The organism is Enterobacter sp. WCHEn090032 (genome assembly GCF_003986875.1).
Lineage (GTDB): Bacteria > Pseudomonadota > Gammaproteobacteria > Enterobacterales > Enterobacteriaceae > Enterobacter > Enterobacter sichuanensis.
Genome location: NZ_RXRN01000006.1, coordinates 156,915 through 174,599 on the forward strand (window position 1 = coordinate 156,915; position 17,685 = coordinate 174,599).

The 17,685-nt window shown below is 56.6% G+C and carries 14 protein-coding genes; 2 read left to right on the plus strand and 12 right to left on the minus strand.

Annotation, left to right across the window (positions count from 1 at the left end):
* Positions 1–144 precede the first annotated feature (144 nt).
* A complete protein-coding gene (locus EKN83_RS07200) occupies positions 145–2,076 on the plus strand; it encodes a methyl-accepting chemotaxis protein (protein ID WP_126800589.1) in 1,932 nt (643 codons plus the stop codon).
* Here the strand turns inward: EKN83_RS07200 and EKN83_RS07205 are convergent.
* Positions 2,073–3,695: an isovaleryl-CoA dehydrogenase gene (locus EKN83_RS07205; protein ID WP_126800590.1), complete on the minus strand. Its 1,623-nt coding sequence runs from the start codon at positions 3,693–3,695 to the stop codon at positions 2,073–2,075. The two genes, EKN83_RS07200 and EKN83_RS07205, sit on opposite strands and share 4 nt — an antisense overlap.
* 194 nt (positions 3,696–3,889) lie before the next feature.
* Between EKN83_RS07205 and EKN83_RS07210 the strand changes: the two genes are divergently transcribed.
* Positions 3,890–5,164: an MFS transporter gene (locus EKN83_RS07210; protein WP_126800591.1), complete on the plus strand. Its 1,275-nt coding sequence runs from the start codon at positions 3,890–3,892 to the stop codon at positions 5,162–5,164.
* Positions 5,165–5,246: 82 nt separating this feature from the next.
* Here the strand turns inward: EKN83_RS07210 and rlmB are convergent, their stop codons facing one another.
* The 11 genes from rlmB to mutL form a co-directional block, all read right to left on the minus strand.
* Positions 5,247–5,978 (minus strand): 23S rRNA (guanosine(2251)-2'-O)-methyltransferase RlmB, encoded by a 732-nt coding sequence (rlmB, locus tag EKN83_RS07215; protein WP_025758266.1) that lies wholly within the window; start codon positions 5,976–5,978, stop codon positions 5,247–5,249.
* A 68-nt stretch (positions 5,979–6,046) separates the two neighbouring features.
* Positions 6,047–8,488, minus strand: coding sequence for a ribonuclease R (rnr, locus tag EKN83_RS07220; RefSeq protein WP_126800592.1), 2,442 nt, complete (start codon positions 8,486–8,488; stop codon positions 6,047–6,049).
* Between the two features lie 38 nt (positions 8,489–8,526).
* Complete coding sequence (gene nsrR / locus EKN83_RS07225; RefSeq protein ID WP_025758264.1) at positions 8,527–8,952, minus strand: nitric oxide-sensing transcriptional repressor NsrR; 426 nt, start codon at positions 8,950–8,952, stop codon at positions 8,527–8,529.
* Positions 8,953–9,144: 192 nt separating this feature from the next.
* A complete protein-coding gene (locus EKN83_RS07230; RefSeq protein WP_045284473.1) occupies positions 9,145–10,443 on the minus strand; it encodes an adenylosuccinate synthase in 1,299 nt (432 codons plus the stop codon).
* A 104-nt stretch (positions 10,444–10,547) separates the two neighbouring features.
* Positions 10,548–10,745, minus strand: coding sequence for a DUF2065 domain-containing protein (locus EKN83_RS07235; protein ID WP_003855996.1), 198 nt, complete (start codon positions 10,743–10,745; stop codon positions 10,548–10,550).
* Positions 10,746–10,816: 71 nt separating this feature from the next.
* Positions 10,817–11,821 (minus strand): protease modulator HflC, encoded by a 1,005-nt coding sequence (gene hflC / locus EKN83_RS07240; RefSeq protein ID WP_025758262.1) that lies wholly within the window; start codon positions 11,819–11,821, stop codon positions 10,817–10,819.
* A 2-nt stretch (positions 11,822–11,823) separates the two neighbouring features.
* Positions 11,824–13,086, minus strand: coding sequence for an FtsH protease activity modulator HflK (gene hflK, locus EKN83_RS07245; protein ID WP_025758261.1), 1,263 nt, complete (start codon positions 13,084–13,086; stop codon positions 11,824–11,826).
* Positions 13,087–13,142: 56 nt separating this feature from the next.
* Positions 13,143–14,423: a ribosome rescue GTPase HflX gene (gene hflX, locus EKN83_RS07250; protein ID WP_045284415.1), complete on the minus strand. Its 1,281-nt coding sequence runs from the start codon at positions 14,421–14,423 to the stop codon at positions 13,143–13,145.
* A 74-nt stretch (positions 14,424–14,497) separates the two neighbouring features.
* Positions 14,498–14,809: an RNA chaperone Hfq gene (gene hfq, locus EKN83_RS07255; RefSeq protein ID WP_045284414.1), complete on the minus strand. Its 312-nt coding sequence runs from the start codon at positions 14,807–14,809 to the stop codon at positions 14,498–14,500.
* 85 nt (positions 14,810–14,894) lie between these two features.
* Positions 14,895–15,845: a tRNA (adenosine(37)-N6)-dimethylallyltransferase MiaA gene (gene miaA, locus EKN83_RS07260; protein WP_025758256.1), complete on the minus strand. Its 951-nt coding sequence runs from the start codon at positions 15,843–15,845 to the stop codon at positions 14,895–14,897.
* A complete protein-coding gene (mutL, locus tag EKN83_RS07265) occupies positions 15,838–17,682 on the minus strand; it encodes a DNA mismatch repair endonuclease MutL (protein WP_126800593.1) in 1,845 nt (614 codons plus the stop codon). The genes miaA and mutL overlap by 8 nt, the downstream gene beginning before the upstream one ends.
* Positions 17,683–17,685 lie beyond the last annotated feature (3 nt).

The window sequence follows — 17,685 nt, forward strand, 5'->3', positions numbered from 1 at the left end:
TTAGTGGCTTTTCGTTTTTGCAAATTTTTTATCTCCGATAAAACCAATTAACAACAATAAAATAACATTTTGTTACACTAATTTAGTAAACGTAATCTCTGCTCTGCCGTTGAAGAACCATACCTTTTCAATAATGAGCAATTTATGATCACTGTTTTTCGCCGTGCAGGCCTGGGGGCGAAGCTATCGCTACTTACAGGCGTCAGTGTCGCCACGCTATTTCTGCTGTTCACTTTTCTGCTCAGCCAAAAAGCCAGCCAGCAGCTTGAAGCCCTTGCGGTAGAGGATCTGCATAATCAGTCCACCGGTATGATCGACATGGTGCAGATGTTTAACACCAGCCTGAGTGAAGAAGTGGAGAGCTATACCCGGCTGTTTACCACCTTTTTACCGCAGCCTCTGAGCATTGATGCTTCTCAACTCCAGACGATTAATGGGCTCAGCGTTCCACTGCTGAAAGGGGGAGAAACCGGACTGCATGAAAACAACACCCTGTCGGACGATTTCCTGAACCGTACAGGCGCCATTTCCACGCTGTTTGTACGCAGCGGTAATGACTTTGTCCGCGTCGCCACGTCCCTGCGCAAAGAGAATGGCGATCGGGCGATGGGTACCGTTCTGGATGCCTCCAGTCCGGCCTTTGCCGCCGTTAACAAAGGTGAAGTCTACCGCGGCCTGGCCCTGTTATTTGGCAAGCGCTACATCACTCAGTACCAGCCGGTTAAAAATGCCGAAGGGCAGGTCATTGCGATTGTCTTTGTCGGGGTGGACATCTCTCACTCCTGGGGCGTCATGCGCGAGAAAATCCTGAACCGCCGCCTGGGCGAAAGCGGTCATTTCTTTGTGCTGGATCGCAGCAACGGCAAAACCCGCGGGCAATATCTGTTCCACACCACGGAAGAGGGGCAATTGCCCAGGTGGGACGTCGCGACACAGCAACAGCTGCTGGGTGACAAACCTGGCACGCTGGAACGCACAAGCGACGATGGACGCACGCTGAAAATGGCGTACACCCCGCTGCCAGGCTGGAACTGGACTATCGTGGGTGAAGTGGATAAATCGGTGCTGCTCGCAAGCGTCAACGCCATGCGCGACCGTTTCCTGCTGGCTGGCGTGGTCTTATCCATTCTCTTTGCAGCCCTGTTCGTGGTGCTTATTCGCCGGATGCTGACCCGGCCGCTGCGCAACGTGATCCATCTTGCCCGGCAATATGCCGCGGGCGATCTCCGCTCCAGCCTGCCCGTGACGCGACAGGACGAGGTCGGGCAGTTGATCGATGCCATCAACGGCATCGGCGGCGGCCTGCAAAAAATTGTGCTGCAGGTTCGCGAAGCTGCAGGTGAGATCCATTTGGGCACCAACGCGCTGGCCTCCGATACCGGGGAGATTTCAGAGCAGATCAACAAGCAGGCGAGCAGCGTGGAAGAGACCTCCGCCAGCATGGAGCAACTGGCCGCGACCGTACAGCAAAATGCCGCCAACATGGAGCAAACGCAGCAGCTGGTGGGTGAAACCTCGCTCGCGGTCCATCAGGGGGGGGAAACCGTCGCCCACGCCGTGTCGACCATGGATGACATTCGCGAAGCGTCAAAACGCATTGAAGACATCACCCGCGTGATCGAGTCCATCGCTTTTCAGACCAATATTCTGGCGCTGAATGCGGCAGTGGAAGCGGCCCGCGCTGGCGAGCACGGTAAAGGGTTTGCGGTCGTCGCGCAGGAAGTTCGTGCCCTGGCGGGGCGCAGTGCGAATGCAGTGAAGGAGATTGAACAGCTGATTGGCGATACCCTCAGGAAAGTGAGCGAGGGTCATGCGCTGTCTGAACAGACGCGCCTGGCGATGGATGCCATCATCGTTCATATCGATAACATCAGCCAGCTGGTCACCGAGATTAACCATGCCTCACGCGAGCAATCCGCAGGCATAGGCCAGGTGAATCTCGCCATGACCCATATTGGCGAAGCGTCGCATATCAATGCCGATCGCATCTCACGCAGCGAACAAACCGCACAAACGCTGCGCGAGAAGGGCTCACATCTGACCGAACTGGTGAGTCTGTTCCAGCTTAAAAACTAGCCAACCCTGCCCGTGGCGCGCAGCAGCAGGTCACTTTGTACCTGCTCGCTCATCAGCGTACCGCCGCGAGTATCCAGCATCATGCGGCACCACGCCTGCGCCATCGGGGGCGACGCGTGCCGCAGCATTTGGCTACCGGCGCCCAGTAAAAAGAGCTGTTGAGCAATCTCCCTGCCCTGTGCCTCCTGCGGCTTACGCAGTTTTTGCTGAAGCTGTCGCCAGCTGCGGTCGAAGTGTCTGTCCTGCCCTTTTACCTGCGCAAACTCATCGGCAAGCAGGTCGTGAATTCCCGGCTGCTTCGCCAGCACCCGCAGCACGTCCAGACACATGATATTGCCTGACCCTTCCCAGATGCTGTTCACGGGCATCTCGCGGTACAGACGGGGAAGTTCACTCTCCTCGCAATATCCGATGCCCCCCAGCACCTCCATCGCTTCCGCCACAAACGGAATGCCCGCTTTACACACGCTAAATTTCGCCGCCGGGGTAAACAGCCGCGCCCAGGCAGCCTCCTGCGGATCGGCTCGTTTATCCCACGCCCGGGCCAGACGGAACAGCAGCGCCGTTTGCCCCTCCAGCATCAGCGCCATTCGGCTTAAGACCTCGCGCATTAACGGCTGATCGATGAGGTTTTTGCCGAACGTCTGCCGCTGATGGGCGTGATACAGCGCCACCGAGAGCGCCCGACGCATCAGTCCGTGGCTCCCCAGCGCGCAGTCAAAGCGCGTCAGCCCGCCCATTTTCAGTATCTGCCGAACCCCTTCGCCCTCTTCCCCCAGTAGCCAGCCGGAGGCGTCGAGAAACTCTGCCTCGCTGCTGGCATTCGAGCGGTTGCCGAGCTTGTCCTTAAGGCGCTCCAGCCGCACGGCATTGCGCTGTCCGTCAGGCAAAAAGCGCGGAACAAAAAAGCAGGATAGCCCGCCTTTTGCCTGCGCCAGCACCAGATGGGCATCGCTTTGCGGGACGGAGAAAAACCATTTATGCCCCACCAGCCGGTAGCTGCCGTCGCTACATTTCTCCGCTTTGGTGGTGTTGCTGAGCACGTCTGAGCCGCCCTGTTTTTCCGTCATCCCCATGCCGATCAGCAGCCCGCGTTTTTGCCCCGCCGGAGCGAGATGGGGATCGTAGCGATCGCTCAGTAATGGCGTCAGCCAGTGCCGGAAAGGTTCAGGTAGTGCCTGTTGCAGCAGCGGTGTGGCGGCAAACGTCATGGTGACGGGGCACAGCGTTCCGGCTTCCACCTGCGCATGCAGCACAAACCGCGCGGCCCTGGCGACAAAGGAGCCTTTACGCGCTTCCTCTTCCCATGCGAGGTTATGTACGCGGTTGGCACACAGTCCCTGCATCAGCAAGTGCCACGCCGGGTGAAAGCGGACGTCATCCAGCCGCTCCCCGGTGGAGTCATAGCGCAATAACTCCGGCGGATTCACGTTCGCCAGCCTGCCCAGCTCCAGCGATTCCGCAGTACCTAACTGCTGGCCGATGCTGGCGAGAAGCTCAATATCCCACTCAGCACCTTCGCGGGTCACCGCGTCACGCAGGGCACAATCAGAAAGGAAAAGGTTGCTGTTAGAGAGTGGTGAAGGTTGATTAAAAACGGTATGGGTCTGCCAGTGCATGCTGTTTCCCTCCTTCAGTGGCAATGAAGGTAAGTATGGACAGACCCCGATAACGCTGCATGGGAGTGCGGTCACACAGTAGCGATCCCGCTGATATCATTCGTGAAATAGCTCACAGAACATAAGAATAAACTATTTCACCACCTCTTCTTTGTTGAATAATTTATTCCCCCCCCCTTTCAGTGAGGAAAGTTATGCAACCGGATGCGCACAAGCGAGCATTAATTGCAGGCTCCATTGGTAATTTTATCGAGTGGTATGAGTTTGCGGTCTATGGTTTTCTCGCAACCGTCATTGCGAAGAATTTCTTCCAGCTTGAAGGCGAAGCGGGGTTGACCAGCCTGATCCTCACCTACGCCTCGTTTGCCATCGCTTTCTTCTTCCGTCCGCTGGGGGCGGTGGTGTTTGGTCGCATCGGCGACCGGATTGGCCGAAAGCCGACGCTGATTATTGTGCTGGTGTTGATGACCCTCGCCACCGCCGCCATCGGTATGGTCCCGGTCTATGCCAGCATTGGCATTGCCGCGCCGCTCATTATCACGCTCCTGCGCATCCTGCAGGGGTTGTTCGCGGGCGGCGAGTACGGCGGTGCGGTCTCACTGATGACCGAGTTCGCCCCGCGCGGTAAACGCGGCCTGTACGGCGCGTGGCAGTCCTTCACCGTGGCGCTGGGCTTGTTAGCGGGCGCAGGCATTGTGGCGCTGCTCTCCGCCCTCCTCACGCCGGAAGCCCTGCATGACTGGGGCTGGCGCATTCCATTCTTCCTGGCGTTGCCTATGGGTATCGTGGCGCTGTGGCTGCGTGTCAGTATGGAAGAGACGCCAGGCTTTGTGCAGCAGCAGGAAAAACCGGTTGCCCCTCAGGCGGATACCGTCGCCACGCTGAAAGCCATCATGTTGGGAATTGGCCGGGTAATGGTGTGGTCCGCAGCGGGGTACACCTATCTGGTGATTATGCCGACCTATCTGCAGTCAGCCCTGCATACCGGGTTTCACCAGGCGCTGCTGATCGCGGTAATTTCGAATATCGGTTTTGCGCTGACGATTATTCCGTCAGGGATCCTGAGCGACAGAATTGGCCGCCGCACGGTGATGATTATCGCCACTGTTTTGCTGCTGATCCTCGCCCTGCCGCTGCTGAAAATTCTGCAGGCGGAGTCCAGCACCCTGGCGGTGAAGACCGTCGTGGTCCTGATTGCAGGCGGTCTGGTAGGCATGCTGGCAGGGCCGGGGCCGGCAATGCTCTCTGAGATGTTCCCGACGCGCGTGCGCTATACCGGGCTTGGGCTGGCTTACTCCCTGTCGAATGCAATTTTCTCGGGCTGTGCGGGGCTGATTATCACCGGCCTGATTAAAGAAACGGGCAACCTGAATATTCCGGCGTATTACGTGATGGCGACGGCGGTAGTGAGTATTGTCGCGCTGATGACGCTGAGGAAGGATGACCATTTGCGGTCGTTAGAGGAGTGAGGTTGTTTTGCCGGGTGGCGGCTTCGCCTTACCCGGCCTACAAAACCGTAGGCCCGGTAAGCGAAGCGCCACCGGGCGAAAATCAGCTACGCTGACGCACCGCTTCAAACAGACAGATGCCCGTTGCAACAGAAACGTTCAGGGAGGACACGCTGCCCGCCATCGGGATGCTGATCAGCTCGTCACAATGCTCACGGGTCAGACGACGCATACCTTCGCCTTCCGCCCCCATCACCAGCGCCAGACGGCCAGTCATTTTGCTCTGGTACAGGGTATGATCCGCTTCACCGGCGGTACCGACGATCCAGATGTTCTCTTCCTGCAGCATACGCATGGTGCGTGCCAGGTTGGTCACGCGGATAAGCGGAACGTTTTCCGCCGCACCGCAGGCCACTTTCTTCGCCGTCGCGTTCAGCTGTGCAGAACGGTCTTTCGGCACGATCACCGCGTGCACACCCGCCGCATCCGCGCTGCGCAGACACGCGCCGAGGTTGTGCGGATCGGTTACGCCATCGAGGATCAGGAAGAACGGATTCTCCAGCTCAGCGATCAGATCCGGCAGATCGTTTTCCTGATACTGACGACCCGGCTTCACGCGGGCGATGATCCCTTGGTGAACCGCGCCTTCGCTTTTCTCATCCAGGAACTGGCGGTTTGCCAGCTGGATCACCACACCCTGTGCTTCCAGGGCATGGATCAGCGGCATCAGACGTTTGTCCTCACGCCCTTTCAGAATAAAGACTTCCTGAAAACGCTCCGGCGCGCGCTCGAGAAGGGCCTGCACCGCGTGGATGCCGTAAATCATTTCACTCATTGATGGTTCTCATTATGACTGTTCTTTTCCCTCTCCCCTTCGGGGAGAGGGTCAGGGTGAGGGGAATTTTACTCCGCCTGCTTTTTCTTCGCTGCGCGCTTCGCTTTAGTGGCAGCCGCTATTTTCTGCGTCTTCGCGGAAGGCTTTTTCGCTGAGCGAGCTTCTTTCTTCGCCGCCTTCGGCTTCTGCTTTTTCTCGCCGCGGAACGCGCTGTCCGGCTCGAAGTTCACCTTCTTCCCGGCCTGACGGCGCTTGCCGCTCGCTTTACCGTTGCCGCCTTTTTTCGCCCTTTCACGCTCGGTTTTGCCGACGTTACGCGGCGCGCGTTCGCTGGAGATCAGGCTGAAGTCGATCTTACGGTCGTCCATATTCACGGCCTCGACCTTCACTTCCACACGGTCGCCCAGACGATAGGTCTGGCCGCCAGATTCGCCGATCAGACGCTGGCCGACCTGGTCAAAGCGGTAATAGTCGTTATCCAGGCTGGAGACGTGCACCAGACCGTCGATAAACAGCTCATCCAGACGAACGAAGAAGCCAAAGCCGGTCACGCTGGCAATCACGCCTTTGAAGATGTTACCCACCTGGTCCAGCATAAAGTCACACTTCAGCCAGTCTGCCACGTCACGCGTGGCTTCGTCAGCCCGACGCTCGGTCATGGAGCAGTGCTGACCCAGCTGCAGCATCTCCTCCATCGAATAGTGGTAGCCACCGGTTTCAGTGGTGATTCCTTTATGGCCTTGCTCCTGCGCCAGCAGATACTTGATCGCACGGTGCAGAGAGAGGTCAGGATAACGACGGATCGGCGACGTAAAGTGGGCGTAAGACTGCAGCGCCAGGCCGAAGTGACCGCGGTTTTCCGGATCGTAAATCGCCTGCTTCATTGAGCGCAACAGCATCGTCTGCAGCATTTCTGCATCCGGACGGTCGCCAATAGACTCGAGCAGCTCAGCGTAATCACGCGGCTCAGGTTTGTTACCACCCGGCAGCTCCAGACCCAGTTCGGCCAGCACGGAGCGGAACGCGGTGATGGCTTCCGTCGACGGCTTATCGTGAATACGGAACAGCGCCGGCTCTTTGGCTTTTTCGACGAAACGTGCCGCCGAGATGTTCGCCAGGATCATACACTCTTCGATCAGCTTGTGCGCGTCGTTACGCTGGGTCTGTTCAATACGCTCAATACGACGTTCGGCATTGAAGATAAACTTCGCCTCTTCGCTCTCAAAGGAGATCCCGCCGCGCTCCTCGCGCGCCTGATCCAGCGTTTTGTAGAGGTTATGCAACTCTTCGATGTGTTTGACCAGTGGCGCATACTGTTCGCGCAGATCCTGGTCGCCCTGCAGCATATGCCAGACCTTGGTATAGGTCAGGCGCGCATGCGAGCTCATTACCGCTTCGTAGAACTTGTAGCCGGTTAAGCGCCCTTTGTTGGAGATGGTCATCTCACACACCATACAGAGGCGATCAACCTGCGGGTTCAGGGAGCACAGGCCGTTAGACAGTACTTCCGGCAGCATCGGCACAACCTGAGACGGGAAGTAGACCGAGGTACCACGGCTGCGCGCTTCGTTATCCAGCGGGGTATGCGGACGAACATAGTAGCTTACGTCGGCAATTGCCACCCACAGACGCCAGCCGCCGCCGCGCTTTTTCTCACAGTAGACGGCGTCATCGAAGTCGCGAGCGTCTTCACCGTCGATCGTGACCAGCGGCAGGGAGCGGAGATCCACGCGGCCCACTTTGGACTCTTCCGGGACTTCTTCACGCAGGCTCTCGATCTGCTCTTCAACCGCTTTCGGCCAGACATATGGGATTTCATGGGTACGCAGCGCCATATCAACGGCCATGGTAGTCCCCATGTTGTCACCGAGCACTTCGACGATTTTACCCACCGCTTTGGTACGACGGGTTGGGCGCTGGGTGAGTTCAACGACCACCACGAAGCCCATGCGCGCGCCCATCACCTCTTCAGGTGGGATCAGAATGTCGAAGCTCAAACGGCTGTCGTCCGGCACCACGAAGCCCACGCCCGCGTCGGTAAAATAGCGGCCAACAATCTGGCTGGTTTTTGGCACCAGAACGCGTACGACGCGCGCTTCGCGGCGACCTTTACGGTCGGCGCCCAGCGGCTGCGCCAGGATCTGATCGCCGTGGATGCACATTTTCATCTGTTCAGATGAGAGGTACAGATCGTCTTTACGCCCCTCAACGCGCAGGAAGCCGAAGCCATCGCGGTGACCAATGACGGTCCCTTTCAGCAGATCGAGGCGTTCCGGCAGCGCGTAGCACTGGCGGCGGGTAAAGACCAGTTGCCCGTCGCGCTCCATGGCGCGCAGGCGACGGCGAAGCGCTTCAGTTTGCTCTTCACCTTCAATGTTTAATTCAACGGCAAGTTCTTCACGGTTGGCGGGTTTTTCGCGTTTTGTTAAGTGTTCAATGATGAACTCGCGGCTGGGGATAGGATTCGCGTATTTTTCGGCTTCGCGTTCCTGGAAAGGATCGTGTGACATGTCGGTTCCTCCGTTGTCAGCTCCGGTGGAAATTTTCTTCATTCCACCAGCAATAATTTATAAAGCGGTTGATTCTCTTCAACCAAATCGGCCAGCGTGTAGTTATCCAGTTCCTTGAGAAAACGTTGCACGGCCTGAGAAAGCGCCTGTTTAAGGCGGCAAGCGGGCGTAATGTGGCAGAACTCACTGCTGCAGTTCACCAGAGAGAGCGGTTCCAGTTCACGTACCACATCGCCAACACGAATGCTCTGTGCCGGTTTACCGAGACGGATCCCACCATTCTTCCCGCGGACGGCAGCAACGTATCCGGCACGACTAAGTTGATTGATTATTTTGACCATATGATTACGGGATACGCCGTAGACCTCTGTGACTTCAGAGATGCTGGTCATTTTCCCATCGGGTAACGACGCCATGTAAATCAGCGCACGTAAGCCGTAATCGGTGAAACTTGTTAACTGCACATCAACCTCAGGAAAAAGGGAAATCGCGGACAAACCGCACAGATATTCATTAATGATGATAAACCAGCCAGATAGTTAGGGGCTAATTTATTTGAATGACGGGGCGAAAAAGCGGAGATCCAGGAGCGGTCGCCGGATGGCGCGACGCTTATCCGGCCTACGGGTCTCCCCGCAGGCCAGCAGTCACGAAGATTATGCGTCGAACGGGTCGCGCAGGATCATCGTTTCAGTACGATCCGGGCCGGTAGAGATAATGTCAATCGGCACTTCGGTCAGTTCTTCAATGCGCTTGATGTAATTCAGCGCCGCCTGAGGCAGGCCGCTACGCTCTTTCACACCGAAGGTGGTCTCAGACCAGCCCGGCATGGTTTCGTAGATTGGCTCGATGCCTTCCCAGTCGTCAGCAGCCAGCGGAGTGGTGGTCACTTCGCGGCCATCTGGCATACGGTAGCCTACGCAGATTTTCACTTCTTTCAGGCCGTCCAGGACGTCCAGTTTGGTCAGGCAGAAGCCAGACAGGGAGTTGATCTGCACGGCACGACGCACCGCAACCGCATCCAGCCAGCCGGTACGACGACGACGACCGGTGGTCGCGCCAAACTCGTTACCCTGCTTGCACAGGAACTCGCCAGTTTCATCAAACAGTTCGGTCGGGAATGGACCCGCACCCACGCGAGTGGAGTACGCTTTGATGATGCCCAGTACGTAATCGACATAACGTGGACCCAGGCCAGAGCCGGTCGCCACGCCACCTGCGGTGGTGTTAGAGGAGGTAACGTACGGATAGGTACCGTGGTCGATGTCCAGCAGCGTACCCTGCGCACCTTCAAACATGACGAAATCGCCACGCTTGCGCGCCTGGTCCAGCAGATCGGACACATCAACAACCATACCGGTCAGAATGTCTGCAATCGCCATGACGTCATCCAGCACTTTCTGGTAGTCAACAGCGTCAGCTTTGTAGAAGTTCACCAGCTGGAAGTTGTGATATTCCATCACTTCTTTCAGTTTTTCAGCGAAGGTTGCTTTGTCGAAGAGGTCGCCTACGCGCAGACCGCGACGTGCCACTTTATCTTCATACGCCGGGCCGATACCACGACCGGTGGTACCGATCGCTTTCGCGCCGCGCGCTTTTTCACGCGCAACGTCCAGCGCCACGTGATAATCCAGGATCAGCGGGCAGGCTTCGGAGAGCAGCAGGCGCTCGCGAACAGGGATACCACGGTCTTCCAGACCTTTCATCTCTTTCATCAGCGCAGCTGGAGACAGCACAACGCCGTTACCGATGATGCTGGTGACGTTTTCGCGAAGAATGCCTGATGGAATAAGATGGAGGACGGTTTTTTCACCGTTGATTACGAGAGTATGGCCTGCGTTGTGACCGCCCTGGTAGCGTACAACATATTTAGCCCGTTCAGTCAGAAGATCAACAATCTTCCCTTTACCTTCGTCACCCCATTGGGTGCCCAGTACGACGACGTTGTTACCCATTTTTTTCAAAATCACCGTTTGCTTAAAAATGGATTCTACCATCGCTTTTTCAGATATACAGCACTTTTTGACCTCAGAATATCCCAAATCCGACCACTTTTTGATCAGCCAATCGTTTTCCTCAACATGTAGTAGATCACGATGCCAGCAACCACAAGACCGCCGCCAAAACGACGCAAAATATTATCGGGAAGTTGGCTCATCGTCGCGATCATGCGACGCCACGCGCGCGGATAAAGCATCGGGCCAAGGCCTTCCAGCACTAACACCAACGCCAGCGCGAGCCAAATGGTTGAATTCATTTTTATTCCTTATAAAAGAAAACCACCGCTCCATGGGAAGCGGTGGTTTGAATACTCAAACGAGCCTGAGTTTATCGCGTTGCGTTAGTCGGCGTCTTCATATAACGGAAGAAATCGCTGTCCGGGCTGAGCACCATCACATCCTGGTTGCTCTGGAAGCTATTCTCGTAAGCACGCAGGCTACGGATAAAGGCGTAGAAGTCTGGATCCTGGCTGAACGCATCGGCGAACAGCTTCGCGGCTTCCGCATCACCTTCACCGCGCAGAATACGGCCCTGACGCTCAGACTCCGCCAGCGTCTTGGTCACTTCATAGTCCGCTGCCGCACGCAGTTTCTCAGCCTCTTCCTGACCCTGTGAACGGTGACGACGGGCGACCGCTTCACGCTCAGCGCGCATACGGTTGTAAATCGCCTCGGACACTTCCACAGGCAGGTTGATCTGCTTGATACGCACGTCGACCACTTCGATACCCAGCGCGGCCATACTGTTCGGGTTGATCACCGGCACTTTGCCGTTGGTTTCAGCCTGAACACGTTCTGCCGCTTTAGCGATCGCATCGTCCGCCGCTGGCGTTTCCACTTCGTCTTCCGTGCCCGCTGTACCGGAGTTCAGCGCATCACGCACTTCCAGGGTCAGACGACCGCGGGAGTCGGTCACGATATCCTTCACATCCAGACGACCAATCTCAGAACGCAGACGGTCAGAGAACTTACGTTTCAACAGCACTTCCGCCTGAGAAACGTCGCCGCCGCCTGTCGCCAGGAAGTAACGGCTGAAATCACTGATGCGCCATTTGATATAGGAATCAACGATCAGGTCTTTCTTCTCTTTCGTGACGAAACGGTCGGCCTGGTTATCCATGGTCTGAATACGCGCATCGAGCGTTTTCACCGACTGAATGAACGGCACCTTGAAGTGCAGGCCCGGCTCATAGATCACCGGACGTTTATCACTGTCACGCACGACGCTGCTGAACTGGAACTTAATCCCACGTTCACCCTCTTTCACGACGAAGATAGAGGTATAAAGCACGACCAGTACGATGATGATGATCGCAATAACTGACTTACGCATCCTTATTCCCCCTGACGCTGGTAGTCGTTACGCTGCGCGTTAGCACGGCGTTGGTCCATAATGTCACCATCGTTCGAAGAAGACGTGGTTGTTGCGCTTGTGCTACCGGATGACGCCGGTGGCAGACGCAGCAGGTTGTTGGCACCGCTGGTGTCAGCCTTCGCTGCCGGCGCTGAACCGCCCTTAAGCATCTGATCCAGTGGCAGCACCATCAGGTTTCCGCCTTTGTTGTCATTAACCAGCACTTTACGCGTGTGGCTAAGCACTTTTTCCATGGTCTCGATATAGAGACGCTCACGGGTAATTTCCGGAGCCGCCTTATATTCCGGCAGGATTTTCGCGAAGCGCGCCACTTCACCCTGGGCTTCCAGGATGGTCTGGGTCTTGTACGCACGCGCTTCTTCAAGAATACGCTGCGCCTGACCGTTAGCACGCGGCTGAACTTCGTTGGTGTACGCTTCCGCTTCACGGATGTACTGCTGTTCGTTTTCACGGGCGGCGATGGCGTCATCAAACGCGGCCTTCACCTCTTCCGGCGGGCGAGCGGCCTGGAAGTTGACGTCCAGCAGAGTAATACCCATGTTGTACGGACGAATGGTCTCTTCCAGCTCACGCTGGGTATCGCTACGAATAACGGTACGACCTTCAGTCAGAATACGGTCCATGGTGTATTTACCGATCACCCCGCGCAGGGCGCTATCGGTCGCCTGGCGCAGACTGTCATCGGCGCTGGTCACGCTAAACAGATAACGTTCAGGATCGGTGACGCGGTACTGGACGTTCATCTCAACGCGCACCACGTTCTCATCAGACGTCAGCATCACACCAGACGCCGCCAGTTCACGGACCGATTCCACGTTAACCGCGGTCACGTCGTCAATGAAGGTCGGCTTCCAGTTCAGACCCGGCTCAACCAGATGGCTGAACTTACCAAAACGCGTAACCACGCCGCGTTCCGCTTCTTTAATGGTGTAGAACCCGGTAGCAGCCCAGATGATTACCACGGCAGCGGCAACAATACCCACTACGCGGCCACCCATTTGCGGGCGCGGCCCCTGGGTGGAATTCCCACCTGAGCCAGAACCTTTACCTCCGCCAAGACCACCAAGCTTCTTGCTTAGCTTGCGGAAGATATCATCCAGATCTGGCGGCCCCTGCTCGCGACCACCTTTGTTGCCATTTCCCCCAGAGTTGCCGCCTTGATTATTGCTGCTTCCCCACGGGTCGCGGTCCTGTCCGTTATTACCGGGCTGATTCCACGCCATGTATATGCTCCATATTTGTTATGCAAGGGCGAATTATTCAGGCATCCCCTTTCTGATCAGACGATATAGTCCGCCAGCGCAGGTTCTTGTTTACAGAGGCGACGCCAGTCAACGATCGGCATACGCACCTGCATCCCCACGCTGCCGTCATCCTCCATCCACTCTTTTTCTATCGCCTGAAGCTGATAAAACCGGCTGCGCAGCCTGCCTTCCTGTGGCGGCAATCGCAGCGTGTGCTGGGCTACCTCACCGGAAAGACGTTCTGTCAAAGCCTGGAAAAGCAGTGGCACACCAATACCGGACTGGGCAGAAAGCCAGACCCGAATCGGTTTGTTCTCTTCATCTCGGTCGATACGCGGCTCGAAATCCTCCAGCATATCGATCTTGTTCATCACCAACAGGGTTGGGATCTCGTGGGCGTCGATCTCTTCGAGCACCACGTTTACCGCGTCGATGTTCTCCTGCACGCGGACGTCTGCCGCGTCAATCACATGCACCAGCAGAGTCGCCTGTCGCGTCTCCTGCAGGGTGGCTTTAAACGCCGCCACCAGGTCATGCGGCAGATGACGGATAAACCCAACGGTATCCGCCAGCACCGTCTCGCCGACGTCGGCTACGTCGATACGACGCAATGTGGGGTCCAGGGTCGCAAACAGCTGGTCTGCGGCATACACCTGGGCCTCGGTAATCTGGTTAAACAGGGTGGACTTACCGGCGTTGGTATACCCCACCAGCGACACCGTCGGGATGTCGGCTTTTGAGCGCGCGCGGCGCCCTTGCTCACGCTGTTTCTCAACGCGTTCCAGACGTGAGAGGATCTGGGTAATACGGCCACGCAGTAAACGACGGTCGGTTTCGAGCTGGGTCTCACCCGGACCGCGCAAACCAATCCCGCCTTTCTGTCTTTCAAGGTGGGTCCAGCCACGCACAAGCCGCGTCGCCAGATGGCGCAACTGCGCCAGCTCAACCTGCAGCTTACCTTCGTGGGTACGTGCACGCTGAGCAAAAATATCTAAAATCAACCCTGTGCGATCGATAACACGGCATTCGCAAAGACGTTCCAGGTTACGTTCCTGAGCCGGAGACAACGCATGGTCAAACAGCACGACTGACGCGCCGGTTGCTTTTACGGCATCCGCAATTTCTACTGCTTTACCTTCACCAACAAAATACTTTGGGTGCGGCGCTTTACGGCTACCGGTAATCACCTGCAATGCTTCGACACCGGCGGAAGAGACCAGAGATTCAAACTCCTGGAGGTCTTCCATATCTTTGTCTTGCGTAAAATAGATGTGTACCAGCACCGCCTGCTCACCGGCATCATAACGGTCAAACAAGCGTAAAATCCTCAAAAAAGATCAGCGGGGAACGCAGGATCGCTGGCTCCCCGTGTGGATAACAGCGCGAAACCTTATTCGGTGTCTTCGCTGTCCTGCGCTGGCGCTGAAGAGCCCTGCGCGTTACTGCCATGATGGTAGTTACTGCCCGTGCCGCCGCCCGCGTTATTGCTGTGATGAGAGACCGGACGAGACGGAACAACAGTAGAGATAGCGTGCTTGTAGACCATCTGGCTGACCGTGTTTTTCAACAGGATCACGAACTGATCGAAAGACTCAATCTGACCTTGCAGCTTAATACCATTCACCAAATAAATAGAAACTGGAACACGTTCCCGACGCAATGCGTTCAGGAACGGATCTTGTAAAGATTGCCCCTTAGCCATTCTATCTTTTCCTTATATGCTTGTTTTGTACTTAGAACCTTGCGATTCTGAAAAATTGCGCACGATACGACTCAATTGTACACATTCAGTGAGCGATATCACCAACAACCTCAATCACTTCGTTTAACGCCTGTTGTGGTTTTTCACTGTCTAGCCAGTGAACCCCCTCCCAACCGCGCAACCAGGTGATCTGGCGCTTCGCTAACTGTCTCGTGGCGCAAACACCTCGATAAACCATTTCATCGTATGAAATCTCACCTTCAAGATACGACCACATCTGGCGGTATCCCACACAACGAATGGAAGGCATGTCCGTATGCAAATCTCCACGGGCAAATAGCGCCCGCACTTCTGCTTCAAAATCTGAAGCTAACATCTGATGAAAACGCTGCTCAATTCGTTGATGGAGCAGTTCACGGCTCGCCGGGGCGATGGCGAACTGATGCACCTGATACGGCAGAGCGTCTCCTGACGTTTGCGTCAGTTCCGTTAAAGTTTTACCCGAAATGAAAAAAACTTCCAGTGCCCGGGAAAGCCTTTGCGGATCATTTGGATGGATTCGCGCTGCCGCTACCGGGTCAATCTCCGCCAGTTGCTGATGCAAAACGTCCCACCCCTGCTCTGCCGCCTGCTGCTCAATCTTTGCTCGTATTTCCGGGTCCGCTGATGGCAGAGGAGAGAGCCCCTCCAGCAACGCCTTGAAATAGAGCATGGTTCCGCCAACCAACAGCGGTATACGTCCCGCCGCGGTTATCTCGGCCATCTCGGCTAAGGCATCCCGGCGAAAATCCGCTGCGGAGTAGGCCTGAGCCGGATCGAGAATATCCAGCAAACGGTGCGGTGCCGCACGCAGCTCTTCTGCGTCAGGCTTCGCCGTGCCGATATCCATCCCCCGATAGATGAGGGCGGAGTCGACGCTAATCAACTCTACAGGCAAAACTTTACGCAACTCGATGGCGAGCGCCGTTTTGCCGGAGGCCGTTGGGCCCATTAAAAAAATTGCCTTAGGCAGGCTCGCCTTACTGACATCAATCATGTTTCAGGGCGTTCATCGCCGTTTGTAAATCAACAGGTTGTAATAACCCACCCGGCGGCGTTTTCACCAGATGCGGACAGAGGCGTTCAACCTCCGCCAGCACGCTAATGGCCTGTGCCATGCTCCACGGCGCGTGTTCGCTGGCCAGATGGCGGGCGATCCACTGCGCGGTGTTAGCGGCATCAAACGATGTTTGCTGCGCCAGGTAGCCTATCAGTTCAGGAATCAAGTTTTGTAAATTTTGTTGGCGTAAGGGTAAAGGCACTGCACGAATTGTCACATGTTGTGGTTCGAGCACGATTTCAATCCCCATCTGCGCCAGTTGCGGCTCTGCACGCTGCAATACCCTTGTTTCTTCGGGGGATATTTTCAGGCGAACCGGGATCAATAACGGCTGCGCACAGGCCGCATTTTCGCCCGGCGTCAGCTGGACCTGTTTGAGCCAGCGTTCAGCGACCGGCAATGCAAGAAGCATCAATTTGCCGTCACGTTCAAGCAGTGCCATATCCGGCGCGATGATCGTCAGCACCCGGCCAAAACTCTGGCTATGGCCGTCCAGAGAAGGCTGAGGAGCCGGAAGGGATTCTTTACGCTCTACAGCCGGCGTTTCCAGCAGTTTGCGATACAACGCCCCCTGCTGCTTTTGATAGCCAGGCTGGGCATGCGGGTAGTTGGCCCCCGTCGGGCGCGGTGCAGTTCCTGCTGAGGAGAAACGCGGGGCTTCCGGCTCCCGTGCAACGGCAGGCTCCGCAAAATGGTTACGGCCCGCAGCAACACGGTTTTCCGGGAACGGGCGCGGCGCAGGTTCTGCCTGTTCCAGCGGCAATGTCGGTTCTACCTGCTGCTGGAGCACGCTGAGCACGCCCTGATAGATAAAATCATGCACCAGTCGCGACTGGTGGAACCGCACTTCATGCTTGGCAGGATGCACGTTCACATCCACCTGATGCGGGTCAATCTCCAGATAAAGCACGAAAGCGGGCTGCTGATCGGCCCCGAGCTTGTCTTCGCAGGCCTGACGAATGGCGTGATTGATGAGACGGTCGCGCATCATGCGGCCGTTCACGTAGCAATACTGGATCTCCGCAAACGCCGCGCTGCTGGCGTTCGGGTCAGCCACCCAACCGCGCAGCGCCAGATCGCCATGCTGCCACTCAATAGCCAGCGCTTGTTCCAGAAATGGTGTACCGCAGATTGCCCCCAGACGGCGCTCTTTCTGCCCCCCCTCTGCCACCGCGCGATACTGGCGCATCACCTTACCGTTATGGCTGAGGTTGATAGTGACATCGAAACGGGCCAGCGCGATACGCCGAATGATCTCGTCGATATGCCCGAACTCGGTTTTTTCGGTACGCATAAACTTGCGGCGGGCAGGCGTGTTGTAGAACAGATCTAATACTTCAAGCGTCGTACCGACAGGGTGCGCCGCGGGTTTGACCGTCACGTCCATATCGCGCCCTTCGGCGTATGCCTGCCAGGCCTCCTGCTGGTCCGCGGTGCGGGAAGTGAGCGTTAAACGCGAAACCGAGCTGATACTGGCCAGCGCTTCGCCGCGAAACCCGAGGCTGATAATCGCTTCCAGGTCATCCAGAGAGGCTATTTTACTGGTGGCGTGACGGGCCAGCGCCAGCGCCAGCTCGTCTTTTTTAATGCCGCAGCCGTTGTCACGAATGCGAATCAGCTTTGCGCCACCGCGTTCGATATCAATATCAATGCGGGTCGCGCCCGCATCGAGGCTGTTTTCCACCAGTTCCTTCACCACCGACGCAGGGCGCTCCACCACCTCACCGGCGGCGATTTGGTTCGCAAGCTGCGGCGGTAGAACCTGAATCGGCATGAA

What these genes read in the sequence shown, in the direction of transcription:
- hflC (WP_025758262.1), bottom strand. Translation starts at nt 11,821, where the DNA reads ATGCGTAAGTCAGTTATTGCGATCATCATCATCGTACTGGTCGTGCTT.
- mutL (WP_126800593.1), bottom strand. Translation starts at nt 17,682, where the DNA reads ATGCCGATTCAGGTTCTACCGCCGCAGCTTGCGAACCAAATCGCCGCC.
- rnr (WP_126800592.1), bottom strand. Translation starts at nt 8,488, where the DNA reads ATGTCACACGATCCTTTCCAGGAACGCGAAGCCGAAAAATACGCGAAT.
- EKN83_RS07200 (WP_126800589.1), top strand. Translation starts at nt 145, where the DNA reads ATGATCACTGTTTTTCGCCGTGCAGGCCTGGGGGCGAAGCTATCGCTA.
- rlmB (WP_025758266.1), bottom strand. Translation starts at nt 5,978, where the DNA reads ATGAGTGAAATGATTTACGGCATCCACGCGGTGCAGGCCCTTCTCGAG.
- EKN83_RS07205 (WP_126800590.1), bottom strand. Translation starts at nt 3,695, where the DNA reads ATGCACTGGCAGACCCATACCGTTTTTAATCAACCTTCACCACTCTCT.
- EKN83_RS07210 (WP_126800591.1), top strand. Translation starts at nt 3,890, where the DNA reads ATGCAACCGGATGCGCACAAGCGAGCATTAATTGCAGGCTCCATTGGT.
- hflK (WP_025758261.1), bottom strand. Translation starts at nt 13,086, where the DNA reads ATGGCGTGGAATCAGCCCGGTAATAACGGACAGGACCGCGACCCGTGG.
- hfq (WP_045284414.1), bottom strand. Translation starts at nt 14,809, where the DNA reads ATGGCTAAGGGGCAATCTTTACAAGATCCGTTCCTGAACGCATTGCGT.
- EKN83_RS07235 (WP_003855996.1), bottom strand. Translation starts at nt 10,745, where the DNA reads ATGAATTCAACCATTTGGCTCGCGCTGGCGTTGGTGTTAGTGCTGGAA.
- EKN83_RS07230 (WP_045284473.1), bottom strand. Translation starts at nt 10,443, where the DNA reads ATGGGTAACAACGTCGTCGTACTGGGCACCCAATGGGGTGACGAAGGT.
- miaA (WP_025758256.1), bottom strand. Translation starts at nt 15,845, where the DNA reads ATGATTGATGTCAGTAAGGCGAGCCTGCCTAAGGCAATTTTTTTAATG.